General features: G+C 65.0%; 14 protein-coding genes. 11 read left to right on the top strand and 3 right to left on the bottom strand.

Annotation, left to right across the window (positions count from 1 at the left end; translation table 11 throughout):
* The first annotated feature begins 6 nt into the window (after window positions 1-6).
* The 5 genes from ACSQ3Y_RS34105 (at window position 7) to ACSQ3Y_RS34125 (ending at window position 6235) form a co-directional block, all read left to right on the top strand.
* Window positions 7-921: a branched-chain amino acid ABC transporter permease gene (locus tag ACSQ3Y_RS34105; protein WP_436180422.1), complete on the top strand. Its 915-nt coding sequence runs from the start codon at window positions 7-9 to the stop codon at window positions 919-921.
* Window positions 922-952: 31 nt separating this feature from the next.
* Window positions 953-2014: a branched-chain amino acid ABC transporter permease gene (locus tag ACSQ3Y_RS34110; RefSeq protein ID WP_436180423.1), complete on the top strand. Its 1062-nt coding sequence runs from the start codon at window positions 953-955 to the stop codon at window positions 2012-2014.
* 43 nt (window positions 2015-2057) lie between these two features.
* Window positions 2058-3269: an ABC transporter substrate-binding protein gene (locus ACSQ3Y_RS34115; RefSeq protein ID WP_436180424.1), complete on the top strand. Its 1212-nt coding sequence runs from the start codon at window positions 2058-2060 to the stop codon at window positions 3267-3269.
* A gap of 96 nt (window positions 3270-3365) precedes the next feature.
* The gene (locus ACSQ3Y_RS34120) at window positions 3366-4844 is read left to right on the top strand and encodes an NAD-dependent succinate-semialdehyde dehydrogenase (protein ID WP_436180425.1); all 1479 of its coding nucleotides are present in this window, start codon (window positions 3366-3368) and stop codon (window positions 4842-4844) included.
* Window positions 4845-4876: 32 nt separating this feature from the next.
* Window positions 4877-6235 carry an aminotransferase gene (locus tag ACSQ3Y_RS34125; RefSeq protein WP_436180426.1) on the top strand — a complete coding sequence of 453 codons (1359 nt, stop codon included), beginning with the start codon at window positions 4877-4879 and terminating at the stop codon, window positions 6233-6235.
* A 96-nt stretch (window positions 6236-6331) separates the two neighbouring features.
* Here the strand turns inward: ACSQ3Y_RS34125 and ACSQ3Y_RS34130 are convergent, their stop codons facing one another.
* The 3 genes from ACSQ3Y_RS34130 to capB form a co-directional block, all read right to left on the bottom strand.
* Window positions 6332-7357 carry a helix-turn-helix domain-containing protein gene (locus tag ACSQ3Y_RS34130; protein ID WP_436180427.1) on the bottom strand — a complete coding sequence of 342 codons (1026 nt, stop codon included), beginning with the start codon at window positions 7355-7357 and terminating at the stop codon, window positions 6332-6334.
* 470 nt (window positions 7358-7827) lie between these two features.
* Window positions 7828-9900 (bottom strand): caprolactamase subunit alpha, encoded by a 2073-nt coding sequence (gene capA, locus ACSQ3Y_RS34135; protein ID WP_436180428.1) that lies wholly within the window; start codon window positions 9898-9900, stop codon window positions 7828-7830.
* Between the two features lie 86 nt (window positions 9901-9986).
* Window positions 9987-11723 (bottom strand): caprolactamase subunit beta, encoded by a 1737-nt coding sequence (gene capB, locus ACSQ3Y_RS34140; RefSeq protein ID WP_436180429.1) that lies wholly within the window; start codon window positions 11721-11723, stop codon window positions 9987-9989.
* Between the two features lie 149 nt (window positions 11724-11872).
* Between capB and ACSQ3Y_RS34145 the strand changes: the two genes are divergently transcribed.
* The 6 genes from ACSQ3Y_RS34145 (at window position 11873) to ACSQ3Y_RS34170 (ending at window position 16950) form a co-directional block, all read left to right on the top strand.
* Window positions 11873-12022, top strand: a complete 150-nt coding sequence (locus ACSQ3Y_RS34145) for an ATP-binding cassette domain-containing protein (RefSeq protein WP_436180492.1) — start codon at window positions 11873-11875, stop codon at window positions 12020-12022.
* Complete coding sequence (locus ACSQ3Y_RS34150) at window positions 12019-13095, top strand: ABC transporter ATP-binding protein (RefSeq protein ID WP_436180430.1); 1077 nt, start codon at window positions 12019-12021, stop codon at window positions 13093-13095. The genes ACSQ3Y_RS34145 and ACSQ3Y_RS34150 overlap by 4 nt, the downstream gene beginning before the upstream one ends.
* A gap of 202 nt (window positions 13096-13297) precedes the next feature.
* Complete coding sequence (locus tag ACSQ3Y_RS34155; protein WP_436180431.1) at window positions 13298-14341, top strand: ABC transporter substrate-binding protein; 1044 nt, start codon at window positions 13298-13300, stop codon at window positions 14339-14341.
* 138 nt (window positions 14342-14479) lie between these two features.
* On the top strand, window positions 14480-15739 hold the full coding sequence (locus ACSQ3Y_RS34160) for an ABC transporter permease (RefSeq protein ID WP_436180432.1): 1260 nt from the start codon (window positions 14480-14482) through the stop codon (window positions 15737-15739).
* Between the two features lie 21 nt (window positions 15740-15760).
* The gene (locus ACSQ3Y_RS34165; protein ID WP_436180433.1) at window positions 15761-16576 is read left to right on the top strand and encodes an ABC transporter permease; all 816 of its coding nucleotides are present in this window, start codon (window positions 15761-15763) and stop codon (window positions 16574-16576) included.
* Between the two features lie 77 nt (window positions 16577-16653).
* Complete coding sequence (locus tag ACSQ3Y_RS34170; RefSeq protein WP_436180434.1) at window positions 16654-16950, top strand: cupin domain-containing protein; 297 nt, start codon at window positions 16654-16656, stop codon at window positions 16948-16950.
* Window positions 16951-16962: the final 12 nt, after the last annotated feature.

Raw genomic sequence — 16962 nt, forward strand, 5'->3', positions numbered from 1 at the left:
CCTACCATGACCGCCGCACTCCAATACCTGTTCGACGCCCTGAGCCTGGGCAGCCTCTACGCGCTGGGCGCACTGGGCATCGCGCTGATCTTCGGCGTGATGCGCCTGGTCAATTTCGCCCATGGCGATGTGATGACCTTCGCCATCTTCGTGCTGATCGCGCCCACCACCGAAGCCGTGGCCCCCCTGTGGGTGGGCGCCTGGGCCACGCCGCTGATCGTGCTCACCGTGCTGGGCGTGGGCGCGGCCCTGGCGGTGCTGGCCGAGCTGGCCGTCTTCCGCCACCTGCGCCACGCCACGCCCGCCACCACCATGATGGCCGCGTTCGCCCTGGGCTTCGTCATCCAGAACACCTTGCTCGTGCTGCACAGCAGCCGCGCCAAGGCCGTGAACCTGTGGCCGCAGCTCAACCTGCCGGTGGACCTGTGGGGGGCGCGCGTGCCAGCACTGCAGATGCTGATGATCGGCATCACCATGGCCCTGCTGCTGGGCCTGGCCTGGATGCTGCGGCACACCCGCGCCGGGCTGGAGATGCGCGCCGCCGCCGAGGACTTCGACATGGCACGCATGCTGGGCGTGAAGGCCAACCGCGTCATCCTCGTGGCCTTCGGCATGAGCGGCGCGCTGGCCGCGCTCATCGGCCTGTTCATGGTGAACCAGACCGGGCTGGTGGACATCCGCATGGGCGCGCCCATGATGCTCGTGGCCTTCGTCTCCACCGTCATCGGCGGCCTGGGCAGCCTGATGGGCGCCGTGCTCGGCGGCTTCCTCATCGGTTTCGTCAGCACGGCCCTGCAGGCCTGGCTGCCGCTCGATGCCCGCGCCTTCCGCGACGCCTTCGTCTACCTCGGCGTCATCGCCCTGCTGCTTTGGCGGCCCAACGGCCTCTTCATCACCGGAGCCTCGCGCCAGCGTGTCTGACCCTTTCCTCCCGATCCTTCACCGACCCGCCATGAAAAACTTCCTGCTGCGCCACCGCCTTGAAACCCCCGTGCTGCTGTGCCTGGCCCTGGCGCTGCTGGCCGTGCTGTCCCTGGCCGGATCGAACAGCTTGCAGCGCACCACCACCGAGGTGCTGATCCGCGTCGTGATGGTGGTGGGCATGTTCATCTTCATCGGCCACTCGGGGCTGATCAGCTTCGGCCACATGGCCTTCGTCGGCATCGGCGCCTATGGCGTGGCCTGGACCACCATGGAGCCGTCCATCAAGCAGTACGTGCTGACGGGCCTGCCCGACCTCCTGCTGCACAGCAGCATGCCCTGGGTGCCCGCCTCGCTGCTGGCCGGCCTGCTGGCGGCCGCCGTGGCGCTGCTGGCGGGCGCGGTGATCCTGCGGCTGGGCGGCATTGCCGCCTCCATCGCCACGTTTTCGCTGCTGGCCATCTTCAACGTGGTGTATTCCAACTGGGACAGCGTCACCGCCGGCTCCAGCTCCATCGTCGGCATTCCCACGCCGGTGGGTGTCTGGCAGGCATTCCTTTTTGCCGCCGGGGCCATCGCGCTGGCGCACTGGCACGGCATCTCGCGCTTCGGGCTAGCCCTGCGCGCCGTGCGCGAGGAACCCGTGGCCGCGCGCAGCTGCGGCATCAACGCCTGGCGTCAGTTGCTCGTGGCCTTTGTGCTCAGCGCGCTCGTCTGCGGCCTGGGCGGCGCACTGGACGCGCAGTTCCTTGGCGTGGTCAACCCCGATGCGTACTACCTCGGCCGCACCTTCACCTGTCTGACCATGCTGGTGATCGGCGGCAGCGCGAGCCTGAGCGGCGCCGTCACCGGCGTGCTGGTGCTGTCGGCGCTGATGGAGCTGCTGATCCGCCTGGAAACCGGCGTTTCGCTCGGCGGCATGGCCATTCAGCTGCCCAGTGGCAGCCAGGAAGTCGTGACTGGCCTCGTCATGGTGCTGACACTGATCCGGCGACCCGCCGGACTCATGCAGGGGCGCGAATGGCAGTGGCCGCGCCTGACCCACCCATCAGCACCCCTGCCCGCCGCTTCCCTGGAGATGCAGCCCCGCTGAGCACTCCGCACCCTTTTCCACAACAACCACCAGGAGACCCTCCATGCCAAGAACCCATTTTCCATCCCCCCTGGGCCGCGCGCTGCCTGCCCTGTGCGCCGGCCTGCTGGCCAGCGGTCTGGCCTGCGCACAGGCCGGCAAGGACATCGTCGTCGGCTTCGCCAATGCCAAATCCGGCTGGCTGGAAGCCTACGACACACCGGCGCGCCGTGCTGCACTGATCCGCATCGACGAAATCAATGCCGCCGGCGGCCTGCTGGGACGCAAGCTCAAGGTCGTCGAGACCGACACCAAGTCCGACCGCGCGCAAAGCGCCAAGGCGGGCCTCGAGGCGCTGGACCAGGGCGCCGAGCTGCTGGTGGTGAGCTGCGACTACGACTTCGGCGCGCCGGCAGCCCTGGAAGCGCAGAAGAAGGGCAAGGTGTCCTTTTTCCTCTGCGCCGAAGACATCAAGGCGGGGGTGCAAGGCGTGGGCAAATACGCCTTCAGCTCTTCCGTCCTGGGTGCCGTACAGGGGGCCACCATGGCCGAATGGGCCTACCACAAGCGCAACATGCGCCAGGCCTATGTGCTGCTGGACACCACCATCGAGTACAACAAGGGCCTCTGCACCGGCTTCGACTGGATGGCGCCGCAGCTCAAGGGTGTAACCATCGTCGGGCGCGACAACTTCAAGAACGGCGACGCCTCGATCGCCGCGCAGATCTCGCGCATCAAGGCGCTGCCCAGGGAGCCCGACGCGATCATGCTGTGCTCCTACATTCCGGGCGCCGCCAGCGCCGTGCGCCAGTTGCGCGCGGCGGGCATCCAGTCGCTGATCCTCAACGGCGCCGCTGTCGACGGCAGCTACTGGCTGGACTCGGTGCCAGGGCTGTCGAACTTCGCCGTCCCGGTGCAGGGCTCGGTGTATGGCGATGACCCCAATCCCCAGGTCGAGGCCTTCAACAAGACCTTCGCCACACGCTACGGCGCCCGCCCGTCCAACACCTTCGCCTACCCCGGCTATGTGCTGATCGAAGTCTGGGCCAAGGCCGTGCAACGAGCCCAGAGCCTGGACGCCGACAAGGTCACCGCCGAACTGGAAAAGATGCGCGGCGAGCCCACGCTGGTCGGCCCGCGCACCTTCAGCAAGGACATCCACCACCAGAACCAGGCTCGCCTGCTGATCTCGGAAGTCAGGGCGGGTAAACCCGGCATCGTGGACGAGTGGACGATTTCCAACCCGGTGCCTCTGCCCGTCCTGCTCAAGCGCTGACCCCCAGACATACGTGCTCTGCACCTTCGCCTGCCGGATCGATGACGTCGCATGCGGCGTCCGTGCTTCGGCCATTCTGCTATCGGATTCATCTGCATGACCACCGCCCATTCACCCCTTCTCCAACTCAAGGACGCCAAGCTGCTGCGCACCTCGGCGCTGATCAACGGCCAGTGGCTGTCCGGGACCGCCCGGTTTGCCGTGACCGACCCTGCAACAGGTCAAAAGCTGGCCGATGTCGCCAACCTGGGGCCCGCTGACGCCGAGGCTGCGATCGCAGCGGCCGACGCGGCACTGGCAGCATGGAAGACGACCACGGCCAAAGAGCGCAGCAACGTCCTGCGGCGCTGGTACGACCTACTGATGGCCAACGTGGACGACCTGGCCCGCATCCTGACGGCCGAGCAAGGCAAGCCTTTCGCGGAAGCCAGGGGCGAAGTCATCTACGGCGCCAGCTTCGTCGAATGGTTCGCCGAAGAGGCCAAGCGCGTGTCCGGCGAAGTCCTGCCGCACTTCGACAACAACCGCAGGCTGTCGGTGCTGCGCCAGCCGATCGGCGTGTGTGCCGCGATCACGCCCTGGAACTTTCCGCTGGCCATGATCACGCGCAAGGTCGCGCCGGCCCTTGCGGCAGGCTGCACCGTGGTGATCAAGCCGGCCGAGTTCACGCCGTTGACGGCGCTGGCCGCGGCGGAACTGGCCGTGCGCGCAGGCATTCCTGCCGGCGTGCTGAACGTGCTGACGGCGGATGCCGACAACAGTGTCCAGGCCGGCAAGGTGTTCTGCGCGAGCGACACCGTGCGCCACATCAGCTTCACCGGCTCGACCGAGGTGGGGCGGATCCTGATGGCGCAGAGTGCACCGACCATCAAGAAGCTGGCTCTGGAGCTCGGCGGCAACGCCCCGTTCATCGTGTTCGATGACGCAGACCTCGAATCCGCAGTGGAGGGAGCCATCGCCAGCAAGTACCGCAATGCGGGTCAGACCTGCGTGTGCGCGAACCGGATCTACGTGCAGGAGGCGGTGTACGACGCCTTCGTCGAGAAGTTCAGCGCCAAGGTCAGCGCGTTCAAGATTGGTAACGGCTTCGACGAGGGGGTGGTCCAGGGGCCGCTGATCGAGCCGGCGGCAGTGGACAAGGTCCAGCGTCACCTGGACGACGCGAAGGCCAAGGGCGCGCGCGTCACGGTCGGCGGAAGCCGCTTGCAGGGGCAGTTCTTCCAGCCGACCGTGCTGGCCGAGGCCAGGGCCGACATGCTGTGCGCGAGCGAAGAAACCTTCGGCCCGCTGGCGCCAATTTTCAGGTTCAAGACCGAGGCTGATGCTATCGCTGCTGCCAACAGCACCGAGTTCGGGCTCGCCAGCTACTTCTACAGCCGCGACATCGGCCGCATTACCCGGGTGGCCGAAGCGCTGGAGTGCGGGATTCTGGGCGTCAATGCCGGGGTGATCGCCACCGAGCACGTGCCGTTCGGCGGTGTGAAGCAATCCGGGCTAGGTCGCGAAGGCTCGCGCCACGGCATGGACGAGTACCTGGAGATGAAATACATCTGCGTGGGCGATGTGCTCCGTTGATCCGAACTCATGACCATTTTGAAAGAGACACCATGAACAGCAGCATTGCGCAAAAGGATGTCGCAGCCCATCTGCATTCCTACACCAACCTGGCTCAGGCCGGTCAGGTCGAGCCCCTGGTCATCGTTCAGGGCGATGGCATCCATGTCGTCGACGATAGGGGTCGCCGCTATCTGGAGGGCATGTCCGGTCTGTGGTGCGCGTCCCTGGGATTCAACCACCCGCGGCTGATTGCGGCGGCGACGCAGGCCTTGAATACGCTGCCGTACTACCACACGTTCTATCACCGGACGAACAATGCAGTGGCCGAACTTGCCGAGCGCTTGTTGGCCGTTGCGCCCGCTCCGATGGGCAAGGTATTCTTCGCCAATTCAGGATCCGAAGCGAACGACAGCGCGGCGAAGATGGTGTGGTATTACCACAATGCCATTGGAAAGCCGCAGAAGAAGAAAATCATTGCCCGACGCAATGCCTACCATGGCGTCACGGCAGTGGCGGCTAGCATGGGCGGTTTGGCAAGCAACCACAATGACTTCGATTTGCCCATTTCCACCCGGTTCTTGCACACCGAATGTCCGCACCTGTATCGCAATGGGCTGCCGGGGGAAACGGAAGAAGCCTTCGCGACGCGCCTGGCCGGGCTACTGGAGCAGCAGATCCTGCAGGAGGGGCCCGAGACGGTCGCGGCATTCATCGCCGAGCCGGTAATGGGGGCCGGTGGCGTCATCGTTCCGCCGGCGGGGTATTTCGAGAAGGTGCAGGCCGTGCTCCGCAAGTACAACGTGCTGATGATTGCCGACGAGGTGATCTGCGGTTTCGGGCGCACTGGCAACATGTTCGGTTCGACGACATTCAACATCCAGCCCGACATCCTGACCTGCGCCAAAGGCCTGTCGTCGGCCTACATGCCGATCTCGGCGGTGATGGTGAGCGCGCAGGTTTACGAGGCCATCGCCCAGAACAGCGCCCGCCACGGCAGCTTCGGCCACGGCTACACGTACTCGGGCCATCCGGTCGCCGCCGCGGTGGCACTGGAAGTCCTCAAGGTCTACGAGGAGGACAACATCGTCGCGCGGACGCGGGACTTGGCTCCACAGTTCGGTGGAGCCCTGCGCCGCCTCGCGCAGCGCCGACACGTCGGGGAGGTGCGCACCATCGGCTTGATCGGCGCCATCGAACTGGTGCAGGACAAAGAGAAAAAGGTCGGGTTTACCGATCGCAAGTCAGGTGTCACAGTGGCGCAGTACGCGCAGGAAGAAGGCTTGATCGTTCGCGCGCTGGGCGATGCCGTTGCGTTCTGCCCGCCGTTGATCATCGAGCCGAAGCAGGTGGATGAACTGTTCTCACGATTCGATCGCGCATTGGATCGTTTCGAACGCGAGATTCACTAAACGACTGTTTCATTGATGGCGAAGAGGCCGGGTTGGATGCCCGGCTTCTTTTTTTTTGGGGTGGCGCTCCGCCTGTGACAGGAGGCGCACCCCTGCTCAATGGTGAAGCCGCCGGTTCGAGCGTGCTTTCTCGATATCGATTCCATCAACTCCCATGAAGGGTACTGAAGCCTCTGAGCTGCGGGCCGGTCGAATCTCGCTGGGCGCATGGCCGAAACGCTTGCGAAACGCATTGGAGAACTGCGCGTGGTCGCTGAAACCCACCGCGTAGGCAATCTGTGCGATGGACGTGCGCTGAGTGGCGCTCCGGAGCATTTCATGCGCCGATTGCAAGCGTTTCTCGCGTATCCATTGGCAAACCGAAGCTTCTGCGCCTTTGAACAGCAGGTGCAGATAGCGCAATGAAATTCCGCAAGCCTGTGCAATGTGATCTGGCGAGAGATCCGGGTCGCACAAATGCAGCCGTACATACTCCTCGATGCGTGCCAAATGGGCGTCACGCACCGCCGATTGGGAGGACTGCAGTGCGTCAGGATGGTTCTGCAGGCTCATCGCCAGCAGATCGACGAAATGGGTGCCCATCAGCGCGCGCACATTGGCGTCATGCGCCATGTCGCGGTGCCGCATCATCAGGCGGAAATAATCGCCGAGAAGTCCCCCCACGCCTTCCTGGGCGCCATATGAGCGTGCGCAAAACCGTTTCGGCTCACCGATCCGCGCGCGAAGGGCCGTGACCGGAATCTTCAGAACCCAGACCTCGTTGTGTTTGCTGTGACCAAACACGAATGGTTCTTCGCTAAGCTCCAGCAGAAACTGACCCGGTTCGCAGCGCGTGGTGCGGCCCATCTGACTGAATTCGAACTCGCTGATCACCGGTGCCGTGACCAATACCTGGCGCTCGTTCGTACTGCAATCTTTTTGCAAGCGTTTATAGATCGCGCCGTCGGAAGCCATGCGCGACAGCTGGACTGTGGACAAATCCCAAGATTCCAACTGCCCGTTGAAAATGTCGTCATTCTGATAGCACAACTGCATATCAAAATAAGTATCCGCGACTGCTTTGTTCCAGTAGGAGAATGTCGAGTCGTGACGCTGTTCGATCGTAGAAAAGGACTTGTCCATGCTTGCCTCGTCGATGCATGAGCCGCCGCACTGCGTGCAGCCCACCTAAGATTTTCCCAGTTATGCATGGTTCGTGCCCGCGTGGAGCCTCCGGAAATACCCCTAGCCGGTGCGTGGAACAGCGGTAAACTGCGCGCGTGCATCGGTTTGGTGCATGTCGCGCTTATCAATGGAAGAGCCAAGCTTATGGATCGCTGGGAGGGCGCCGAGATGCGACTGCGACCGCCAGCTAGATCAGATTGGACTCCTGAATATTCAGCGGCTGTCGGAAATGACTCCTAGCCGCTGGAGATAATGTCCTGCCGGCAATGACACATATTCGGGGCCGAGGTGGGGCTTGGCGCGATGCGCAGCAGCGCCGGCTTTCTAGCGCCAGAATGACCGCACGCCGCCTTCTCGCGAAGGCGGCGTGCGCGGTCGAGCTTGTGGATGCGCACCTGCCGCGGTGCGCGGTTCCACGGCGTGGTCTGTCAGTCCTGTGACGTGATCACGTAGCAGGCGGTGGCGTCCAGGCGGGCGCTCCAGCCCGGCTGCACCACGATGGTCGTGGTGGGTTCGTCGATCACCGCGGGACCGTGCACGACAGACTCCGCACCCAGCTTGGTACCGTCGTAAACCGGCGTGTCCACTGGCTCCGTGCTGCGACCGAAGAACATCGGGCGCCGAGTGTGGATGGCGGCCGCCACGTCGCCTCCCTTCGGCAGCGGAGCCGTCTCCAGCGCGCCGGTCTTGCCGAGAACTGTCATCTCGATGTTGACGATCTCGATGAGGTTCTCGGGTTGGTCGTAGGTGAACAGCTGCTTGTGCAGCTTGTGGAAAGCCTGCTTGATCTCCTCGATCGTTACGGCGCTCACCACGGTCTCGCCGATGTCGACCGAGCATTCATGGACCTGCCCGATGTAGCGCATGTCGATGCTGCGCTTGAACGAGATGCGCGATGCCGCGATGCCTTCTTCTTTCAGCGCTGCCTCGCCTTCGCGCTGCAGTTCCGTGAAGCGCTGCTCCAACTTGGCCAAGTCCGCGCCCGCATCCAGTCGCAAGGGTGTCGCTGCCATGTAGTTGTACTTCACATCGGACAGCACCTGGCCGAGCGCGCACAGACCCGACGCCAGCTTCGGCACCAGCACGGTACGGATCCCGATCTCGCTGGCCAGGGCGGTGATGTGCAGCGCGGTGGCCCCGCCAGCGCCGATCAGCGCGAAATCGCGTGGATCGTAGCCGCGTTCGATGGATACACGGCGGATGCCGTTGACCATGTTGTTGTTGACGATGTTGAAGATGCCCAGTGCGGCCTTCTCTACGGAGATCTTCAGCGGCTCAGCAAGTTGCTTCTCGATGGCGCTGCGCGAGGCCTTGGCGTCGATCGGCAGGCGCCCGCCGAGCAGGGAGACGGGGTTCAGGTAGCCCAGCGCCACGTTGGCGTCGGTGACGGTCGGCTGCGTGCCGCCGCGCATGTAGCAGGCCGGGCCGGGGCTGGCGCCGGCCGACTGCGGGCCGACGTTCATCACGCCCATACCGTCGATCCATCCGATGGAGCCACCGCCGGCGCCCAGCGTCTCCACCTGGATCATCGGCGTGCCGATGCGGTAGCGCAGGAAGTCCTGGTCCTTGGTGACGTTCGTTTTGCCCTGGTGGGTGAGCGTGATGTCGAACGAGGTGCCACCCATGTCCACCGTGATGAAGTTCTCGAAGCCCAGCGGGTGCGCGACGTGGCGGCCGGCCATCGGCGCGGAAGCCGGCCCGGAGTTGATGGCGTTGACCGCGCGCGACACCATGACGCTGCGCGACGCCATGCCGCCATTCGACTGGAAGTAGCGTACGGGGATGCGCGTGCCGCACTCTTTGTAGAAGTTGTCAATGCGCGTGACATAGGCGTTGAGCACCGGGCCCAGGTAGGCGTTGACCACGGCCGTCGAGGTCCGGGTGTATTCGCGCAACTGCGGCAGCACCTCCACGCCCACCGACACATAGGCGTCCGGCATCAGCTCGCGCACGATCTCCGCCGCGCGGCGTTCGTGGCGGTCGTTGGCAACGCTCCACAGGAACGAGATGGCGACGGCCTGCACGCCCTCGCGCTTGAACAGCGTGCAGGCATCGCGGATCTGCTGCTCGTCCATCGGCGTGCGCACCGTGCCGTCGGAGAGGGTCCGCTCGCGCACGGGAACGCGCAGGTGGCGCTCGACGAGGATCTTGGCAGGCGGGTAGGCATCGTCGTAGCGGTAGCCTTCTTCCTTGTGGCCCAGCCGGATCTCCAGGGAGTCCTCGTGGCCCTCAGTGCACAGCAGGCCGGTCTTGACGCCCTTGTGCTGGATCAGCGCGTTCAGGCCGACGGTCGTGCCGTTCACGCACAGTTCCGTGTTCGCCAGGATGTCGGACATCGGGATTCTGAGCTTTTCGGCGATCTGGCCGAAGCCGTCGGCGATCGCCCGCGTTCCATCTTCGGGCGTCGAGGTGGCCTTGAAGAGGTGTACGTTTCCTTCGCTGTCTGCGAGCACGAAGTCCGTGAACGTGCCGCCAGCATCGACTCCAAGTCGGTATTTCATGATGGGTGTGGATTAAAAAAAGGTTGAGGGTGTCCCCTCGCGCGCGCCGCGAGCGAGAGGTACAGGACGGGTGGAAGCGAGCGCGGTCAGCCGCGGGCCGCGGTCGGACGTCCCTGCCAGTTGGCGGTGTCGACCAGCACGCCGTATTCGTCCTTGGCGGCGTCCACGGACACATAGCGGTTGCGTACGTCGTGGACGACCTTGGCGATGTCGCGGTCGAGCGGGCTGCCCCAGCCGCCGCCGCCTGGATTGAACGAGGACACGCGCTGGCCCGGCCGAATCGTCTGGATCGCGTTCTTGTCCATCGTCTCCAGGATCTTGCCGCCCTCGGTGCGCTCCACCCGCCCGATCTTCAGCTCAGGCCTTGCGTTCTCCGCCTCTTGCGCGCCGAGCGCGGGGTACTGGCGGCCCTCGCCGAAGCTCACCACCGTCATCTCGTGGTCGATGGGCTCGACCTCCCAGACCGTGGCGCAGCCACCGCGGTTCTTGCCGGCGCCGCCGCTGTCCGTCACCAGGCCGTAACGGTGGATCACGATCGGATAGGAGTACTCCAGGATCTCGATGTCGCCAGAGGTCAGCGCACCGAAGCAGCATTGCGGCCCGACCGAGTTCCAGCCGTCCAGTTTGGCCGTTGCACCACCGCCGCTGATCAGGGTGGCCAGCACCATGGTCACGTAGTCTTCGTTGTTGCGCGTGTCCTTGCCGGCGATGTTGAGGCCGCTGGTATGGCCCCAGGAGCCGACCGCGCGTTCCGGGAGGGCCTTCTCCAGTGCCAGGCGCACTGCGTCGGCCAGAGTCTCCATGGGCGTGGTCGTGCAGTTGACGTGGGGCGCAGGCTCCTGTGCATTGCACAGCGTTCCCTTGGGCCCCAGGTCGAGCTTCACGCAGCGGTACAGGCCCTCGTTGTACGGCGGCGGGACGCGCGCGAACATCATCACGCCGAGGTAGACCCCCGAATGCGAGTTGCCCTCGTAGCTGTTGATGAAGTAGGGGACCTGCGGCGGGCTGTCGATGCGGATGTGGCAGTCGTCGCCGGCGATGGTGACGGTGGCCTTGATGGCCAGCTCGCCGAGACCGTGGCCGTTGTCTTCGAGAACGGCCGTCGCTTCATACGTGCCGTCCGGCACGCTGGCCATCAGCGAGCGCATCGACTTGTCGGCCATGTCCAGCAGTTCGTCCACGCAGTTCTGGACTTCCTCGACACCGTACTTGTCGAGCAGGGCGAGCAGATTGCGCTCGCCGATCGATACGGCGCCGAGCTGCGCGTACAGGTCGCCCTCCCAGTCGCGCCGGGAGCGCACGTTCGTGAGCATGAAGTTGATCACGTCCTTGCGCGGCTGGCCACGGTCCCACAGCTTTACCGGCGGGATGCGCAGGCCTTCGGCGTACAGATCTTTGGCATCCGGGTTATAGCCGGCCGGTACCGGGCCGCCGATGTCGGTCACATGTCCCTTGGATACGCTCCAGAACACGAGCTTGCCTTTGTAGAAGATGGGCTTGTACATGCAGCAGTCGAGGATGTGGCTGCCCATCATGACGGGGTCGTTGTGGTAGATGACATCGCCCTCGTGGATGTCGTCGCCGAAGTAGTTGGCCACGGCCTTCATGGCAGGCATCAGCCCGCCAAGGTGAATAGGGATGTCCTGGCCCTGCAGGATCATCTCGGCGCGGTGGTTGAACAGCGCGTTGCTGTAGTCGTGCGCCACATTGAACACGCTGGAGCGCGCCGTCTTCTCGAGCGTCAGCGTCATCTCTCTCTGCGTCGTTTCCAGGGCTCCTCGCACAACGGCGAGTGTGATCGGATCAACGTTCCGGGTGGACATAAGCGAAATCTCCTGCAACTGGATAAACAAGGGACCGGATCGGGGGCCGGTATCGGAGCCCCGAGGGTTCGAAATTTAGAAGCTTGCATGCGCAGCTGCGCGCCGAAGCGGTCAGCCTCACCTTCTCGGGGGTGCGCGCGCTCAAGTCCGTGAGCCTGTCGCTCGAACGCGGCAGGGTGCTGGGCCTGATCGGCCCCAACGGGGCCGGCAAAACCACGATGGTCAATGTGATATGTCGGCGGGCGTGTGAACGTCCTACAGTTCACGCCATCGCATCCACAACCCGACTCCTGCCATGACCGCAAGCGACGCACTCGTAACGTTCCGAGGGGTGCAAAAGACCTACGACGGCACCAGCCTGGTGGTGCGTGACCTGAACCTGGACATCCAGCGCGGCGAATTCCTGTCGCTGCTGGGCCCCTCGGGTTCAGGCAAGACCACCACGCTGATGATGCTCGCCGGGTTCGAGTCCCCCACGGCCGGTGAGATCAGTCTCAACGGCGTGCCCATCACACGCACTCCGCCGCACAAGCGCAATTTCGGCATGGTTTTCCAGAACTACGCCCTGTTCCCGCATATGACGGTGGCCGAGAACATCGCCTACCCGCTGCGCGTGCGCAAGCTCCCCCAGGCCGAGCGCGAGGCCAAGGTGGCGCGCGCGCTGGAGATGGTGCAGATGGACACCATGGGCATGCGCTACCCGGCGCAGATGTCGGGCGGCCAGCAACAGCGCGTGGCGCTGGCACGTGCCCTGGTGTTTGATCCGCAGCTGGTGCTGATGGACGAGCCGCTGGGCGCGCTCGACAAGCAGCTGCGCGAGCACATGCAGATCGAGCTCAAGGCGCTGCACCGCCGCCTGGGCGTGACGTTTGTGTACGTGACGCACGACCAGTCCGAGGCACTGACCATGTCCGACCGCGTGGCGGTATTCAACGACGGCCGCATCCAGCAGATCGACCGTGTGGACCGGCTCTACGAGACCCCGACCAACCGTTTCGTTGCCAACTTCGTCGGCGACAACGCCGTGCTCGAAGCCAAGGTCCACGCCACCGACGGCGAGGAGTGCGTGGTGGCACTGAAGGACGGCACCCGCCTGCGTGGCCTCAATGTCAACCGCGCCACGGTGGGCGATGCGGTGCAGTGCAGCGTGCGCCCCGAGCGCATCCAGCTGGCCGATGGCGAGAGTGGCAACACCCTGAGCGGCACCGTGATGGACGTGATCTATTTCGGCGACCACCTGCGCCTGCGCTGCAAGATGGCCAGCGAGGCCGAGGTCATGGTCAAGCTCTCGCTCAACCACCATGCCGTTCCGACGCCCGGCCACACCGTCCAGCTGCATGCACCGGCGCAGCACATGCGCGTGTACCTGTAAGAGGCTGAGAGTCTTTCATCCATGCCCGCCTTGCACGCCAAAACGCACCGGCTCGTCGTTGCAAATACTCGCCATAGCCCGAGCTATGGCTGCGTTTTGCGCCTCGATCCGGCGCGTTTTGGCGCGCCTTTCGGGCACGGCCGAAATGCTCTCAGCCTCTGATTCCCCCTTTCCTTCCACACCCAACCCCGAGGAGACAACCATGAACCACAAGAAGCTTTTCCAACCCCTGCTGCTGGCCGCCGCCGCGGCCCTGGCCCTGCCCGCCCTGGCGCAGCACAACATCACCGTCGTGAACTTCGGCGGCGCCAACGGAGCCGCGCAGAAGAAGGCCTATTTCGAGGCCTACGAAAAGGCCACGGGCGGCAAGATCACCCAGGTGGAATACAACGGCGAACAGGCCCGCATCAAGGCCATGGTCGAAGCCAAGAAGGTGACCTGGGACGTGGTCGAGGTCGAGGGTCCGGACATCAGCCGTGGCTGCGACGAAGGCCTGTTCGAGCGCATGGACTGGAGCAAGCTCGGCAGCAAATCCGACTACCTGCCCGCCGCCGTGCATGAATGCGGCGTGGGCGCCTTTGTCTGGTCCACCGTGCTGGCCTACAACGGCGACAAGCTCAAGACCGCCCCCACCGGCTGGGCCGATTTCTGGGACGTGAAGAAATTCCCCGGCAAACGCGGCCTGCGCAAAGGCGCGCGCTACAACCTCGAATTCGCGCTCATGGCCGACGGCGTGAAGGCTGCCGACGTGTACAAGGTGCTGGGCACCAAGGATGGCGCCGACCGCGCCTTCAAGAAACTGGGCGAACTCAAGCCTCACATCCAGTGGTGGGAAGCCGGCGCGCTGCCCCCGCAGTTCCTGGTGGCCGGCGACGTGGCCATGACCAGCGCCTTCAGCGGCCGTATCGACGCCGCGCAGCGCGAAGGCCAGAACCTCAAGATCACCTGGACCGGCGGCATCTACGACCTGGACTTCTGGGTCATGCCCAAGGGCGGCGCCAACAAGGAAGCGGCCATGAAGTTCATCGCCCTGGCCAGCAGCGCCGACGCCCAGGCCGAGTACGCACGCCACATCTCCTACGGCCCGACCAACAACAAGGCCATGGCCAAGATCGACGCCAAGACGCAGGCCCTGCTGCCCACCTCGCCCGCCAACAGCAAGGATGCGCTGCGCTTCGACGTGGCCTTCTGGGCCGACCAGGGCGAGGCGCTCGAAAAACGCTTCGCCGCCTGGGCCGCCCAATGATTCCCTGTCTGAATCACGCGTGTCGTTGTTGCTCAGCCTTGTCGTGCCACAGCACTGCCTGCGGCTTCGCGCCTGGACACGCATGATTCGGACACGGAATACACACCGCCAAACACCCACCCGCATGAAGGCCCCCGCATGAGCACCGCCACCATGGCAGTCCCCCAGGACCAGGACGCGCCCCCCGATCTGGGGCGCCAGTTGCGCACCGCCGAGCGCAGGCGCCGCCTGCGCTCCATGGCACTGACCCTGCCCCTGCTGGCCTTTTTGCTGGTGGTGTTCATGGTGCCTTTGGCGGGCCTGCTGATCCGCGCCGTGGAAAACCCCGAGGTGGCCGACACCCTGGTGCATACCGGCCCGGCGCTGAAAGGCTGGGACCGCCAGAGCGCCCCGCCCGACGCGGCCTATGCCGCGCTGGTGCGGGACCTCTCGGCACTGCAGGAGACGGCGCAGGCCGGTGCGCTGGCGCGGCGTCTGAACAGCGAGGTCAGCGGCGCGCGCTCGCTCATCATGGGCACCTACCGCGCCCTGCCGCTGGGCACCGGACTGACCGATACCCAGACCCGTGAACAGATGCTGGCGCTCGACGCCCGCTGGGGCGAACTGCCGTACTGGCAGGCCATCGCCAAGAACGCCTCGCGCTGGACGCCGGACTACCTGCTGGCCGCCGTGGATCTGCAGCGCACGCCCGAGGGGCGGATCACCCAGGTGCCCGCCGAAGCGGCCGCGTTCCGCGACATCCTGGTACGCACCTTCGAGATGAGCGCCACGGTGACGCTGCTGGCCATCCTCATCGGCTACCCGCTGTCCTACTGGCTCAGCACCTTGAGCGAGCGCCGCGCCAACCTGATGATGATCCTGGTGCTGGTGCCGTTCTGGACTTCGGTGCTGGTGCGCATCGCTGCCTGGATCGTGCTGCTGCAAAGCAACGGCCTGGTCAACCGCTTCCTGATGTCCCTGGGCCTGACCGACACCCCCGTGCCGCTGCTGTTCAACCGGCTCGGCGTGGTCATCGCCATGGTGCACATCCTGCTGCCCTTCCTGATCCTGCCGCTCTACAGCGTGATGAAGTCCATCCCGCCCAACTACCTGCGCGCCGCCGTTTCGCTGGGCAGCACGCCGCTGGCCGCGTTCTTTCGTGTCTACGTGCCGCAGACCTACCCCGGCGTGGCCGCCGGCGGCCTGCTGGTGTTCATCACCGCCATCGGCTACTACGTCACGCCCGCCCTGCTGGGCGGCCCGAGCGACCAGATGCTGAGCTACTACGTGGCGCAGTACACCAACGTCGAGGTCAACTGGGGCATGGCGGCCGCGCTCGGCTCGGTGCTGCTGGTGACCACGCTGGTGCTCTATGCCATCTACCGCAAGTTCGGCAAGGCTGAACTCAACCTCGGCTAAACCTTGCGCGGACTACCTACCATGAAAACCGCCTACTTCCCCGCGCATTACCAACTGAGCGACAAGCTCGGCTGGCTGGCGCTGCGCGCCTTCTGCATCGGCGTGCTGCTGTTCCTGCTGCTGCCGATCATCGTCATCGTTCCGCTGTCGTTCTCCAGCGGTTCCTTCCTGTCGTACCCGCTGCCGGGCTGGTCGCTGCAGTGGTACGAGGAACTGTTTGCCTCGGCCGAGTGGGCGCGCGCCACGCGCAACAGCTTCATCGTCGCGCCGCTGGCCACGGTGCTGGCCACCGCCCTGGGCACGCTCGCGGCCATGGGGCTGGCGCGCACACGCTTCGTGGGCAAGGGGCTCATCAGCGGACTGCTGATCTCGCCCATGGTGGTGCCCATCGTCGTGGTGGCTGTCAGCACGTACCTGTTCTTCGCGCGCATCGGCCTGTCCGAGACCTACCTCGGCCTGGTGCTGGTGCACGCCGCGCTGGGCGCGCCCTTCGTGGTGACCACGGTGCTGGCCACGCTGCAGGGCTTCAACCAGAACCTGGTCAAGGCCAGCCTGAGCCTGGGAGCCGGGCCGGTGCGCACTTTCTTCAAGATCACCCTGCCGGTGATCGCTCCGGGAGTGATCTCGGGCGCGCTGTTCGCCTTCGCCGCCTCATTCGACGAAGTCGTGGTCACGCTGTTCCTCGCCGGCCCCGAGCAGGTCACGCTGCCACGCCAGATGTTCACCGGCATCCGCGAGAACATCTCGCCCGTGATCGCCGCCGTGGCCACGCTGCTGACGCTGTTCACCACGGCGCTGATGATGACGCTCGAATGGCTGCGCGGGCGGAGCAAGTGAATTCGCTGGTTATCAGCCAAAACGGCATGCAGAGCCCATCCATCAAGCGCCAATAGCTACATTTTCAATAGCATTTTATGACTGCCACCCCTTCGCGCCCCGCCGCCATCGCCACCGAGCAGATCCGCAACGCCCGTACCGTGGTGACCGAATGGCGCTTTCCGCCGGGCGCCGAAACCGGCTGGCACACCCACGGCCACGACTACGTGGTGGTGCCCACCACCGGCGGCGAGCTGCTGCTGGAGACGCCCGAAGGCGAGCGGCGCGTGCCGCTTGCGCCCGGCCAGTCGTACACCCGCCCCGTGGGCACGGCTCACAACGTCATCAACCCCACGGGCCAGGAAGTGGCCTTCATCGAAATCGAGTTCCTGTAGAAGGTCCTTTTC

Origin of the sequence: Acidovorax sp. LjRoot66 (assembly GCF_964253305.1) — a bacterium.
Taxonomy (GTDB): Bacteria; Pseudomonadota; Gammaproteobacteria; order Burkholderiales; family Burkholderiaceae_C; genus Acidovorax.

Excerpts from the sequence above, each read along its gene's own strand:
- ACSQ3Y_RS34105 (WP_436180422.1), top strand. The coding sequence starts at position 7 with ATGACCGCCGCACTCCAATACCTGTTCGACGCCCTGAGCCTGGGCAGC.
- ACSQ3Y_RS34110 (WP_436180423.1), top strand. The coding sequence starts at position 953 with ATGAAAAACTTCCTGCTGCGCCACCGCCTTGAAACCCCCGTGCTGCTG.
- ACSQ3Y_RS34115 (WP_436180424.1), top strand. The coding sequence starts at position 2,058 with ATGCCAAGAACCCATTTTCCATCCCCCCTGGGCCGCGCGCTGCCTGCC.
- ACSQ3Y_RS34120 (WP_436180425.1), top strand. The coding sequence starts at position 3,366 with ATGACCACCGCCCATTCACCCCTTCTCCAACTCAAGGACGCCAAGCTG.
- ACSQ3Y_RS34125 (WP_436180426.1), top strand. The coding sequence starts at position 4,877 with ATGAACAGCAGCATTGCGCAAAAGGATGTCGCAGCCCATCTGCATTCC.
- ACSQ3Y_RS34130 (WP_436180427.1), bottom strand. The coding sequence starts at position 7,357 with ATGGACAAGTCCTTTTCTACGATCGAACAGCGTCACGACTCGACATTC.
- capA (WP_436180428.1), bottom strand. The coding sequence starts at position 9,900 with ATGAAATACCGACTTGGAGTCGATGCTGGCGGCACGTTCACGGACTTC.
- capB (WP_436180429.1), bottom strand. The coding sequence starts at position 11,723 with ATGTCCACCCGGAACGTTGATCCGATCACACTCGCCGTTGTGCGAGGA.
- ACSQ3Y_RS34150 (WP_436180430.1), top strand. The coding sequence starts at position 12,019 with ATGACCGCAAGCGACGCACTCGTAACGTTCCGAGGGGTGCAAAAGACC.
- ACSQ3Y_RS34155 (WP_436180431.1), top strand. The coding sequence starts at position 13,298 with ATGAACCACAAGAAGCTTTTCCAACCCCTGCTGCTGGCCGCCGCCGCG.
- ACSQ3Y_RS34160 (WP_436180432.1), top strand. The coding sequence starts at position 14,480 with ATGAGCACCGCCACCATGGCAGTCCCCCAGGACCAGGACGCGCCCCCC.
- ACSQ3Y_RS34165 (WP_436180433.1), top strand. The coding sequence starts at position 15,761 with ATGAAAACCGCCTACTTCCCCGCGCATTACCAACTGAGCGACAAGCTC.
- ACSQ3Y_RS34170 (WP_436180434.1), top strand. The coding sequence starts at position 16,654 with ATGACTGCCACCCCTTCGCGCCCCGCCGCCATCGCCACCGAGCAGATC.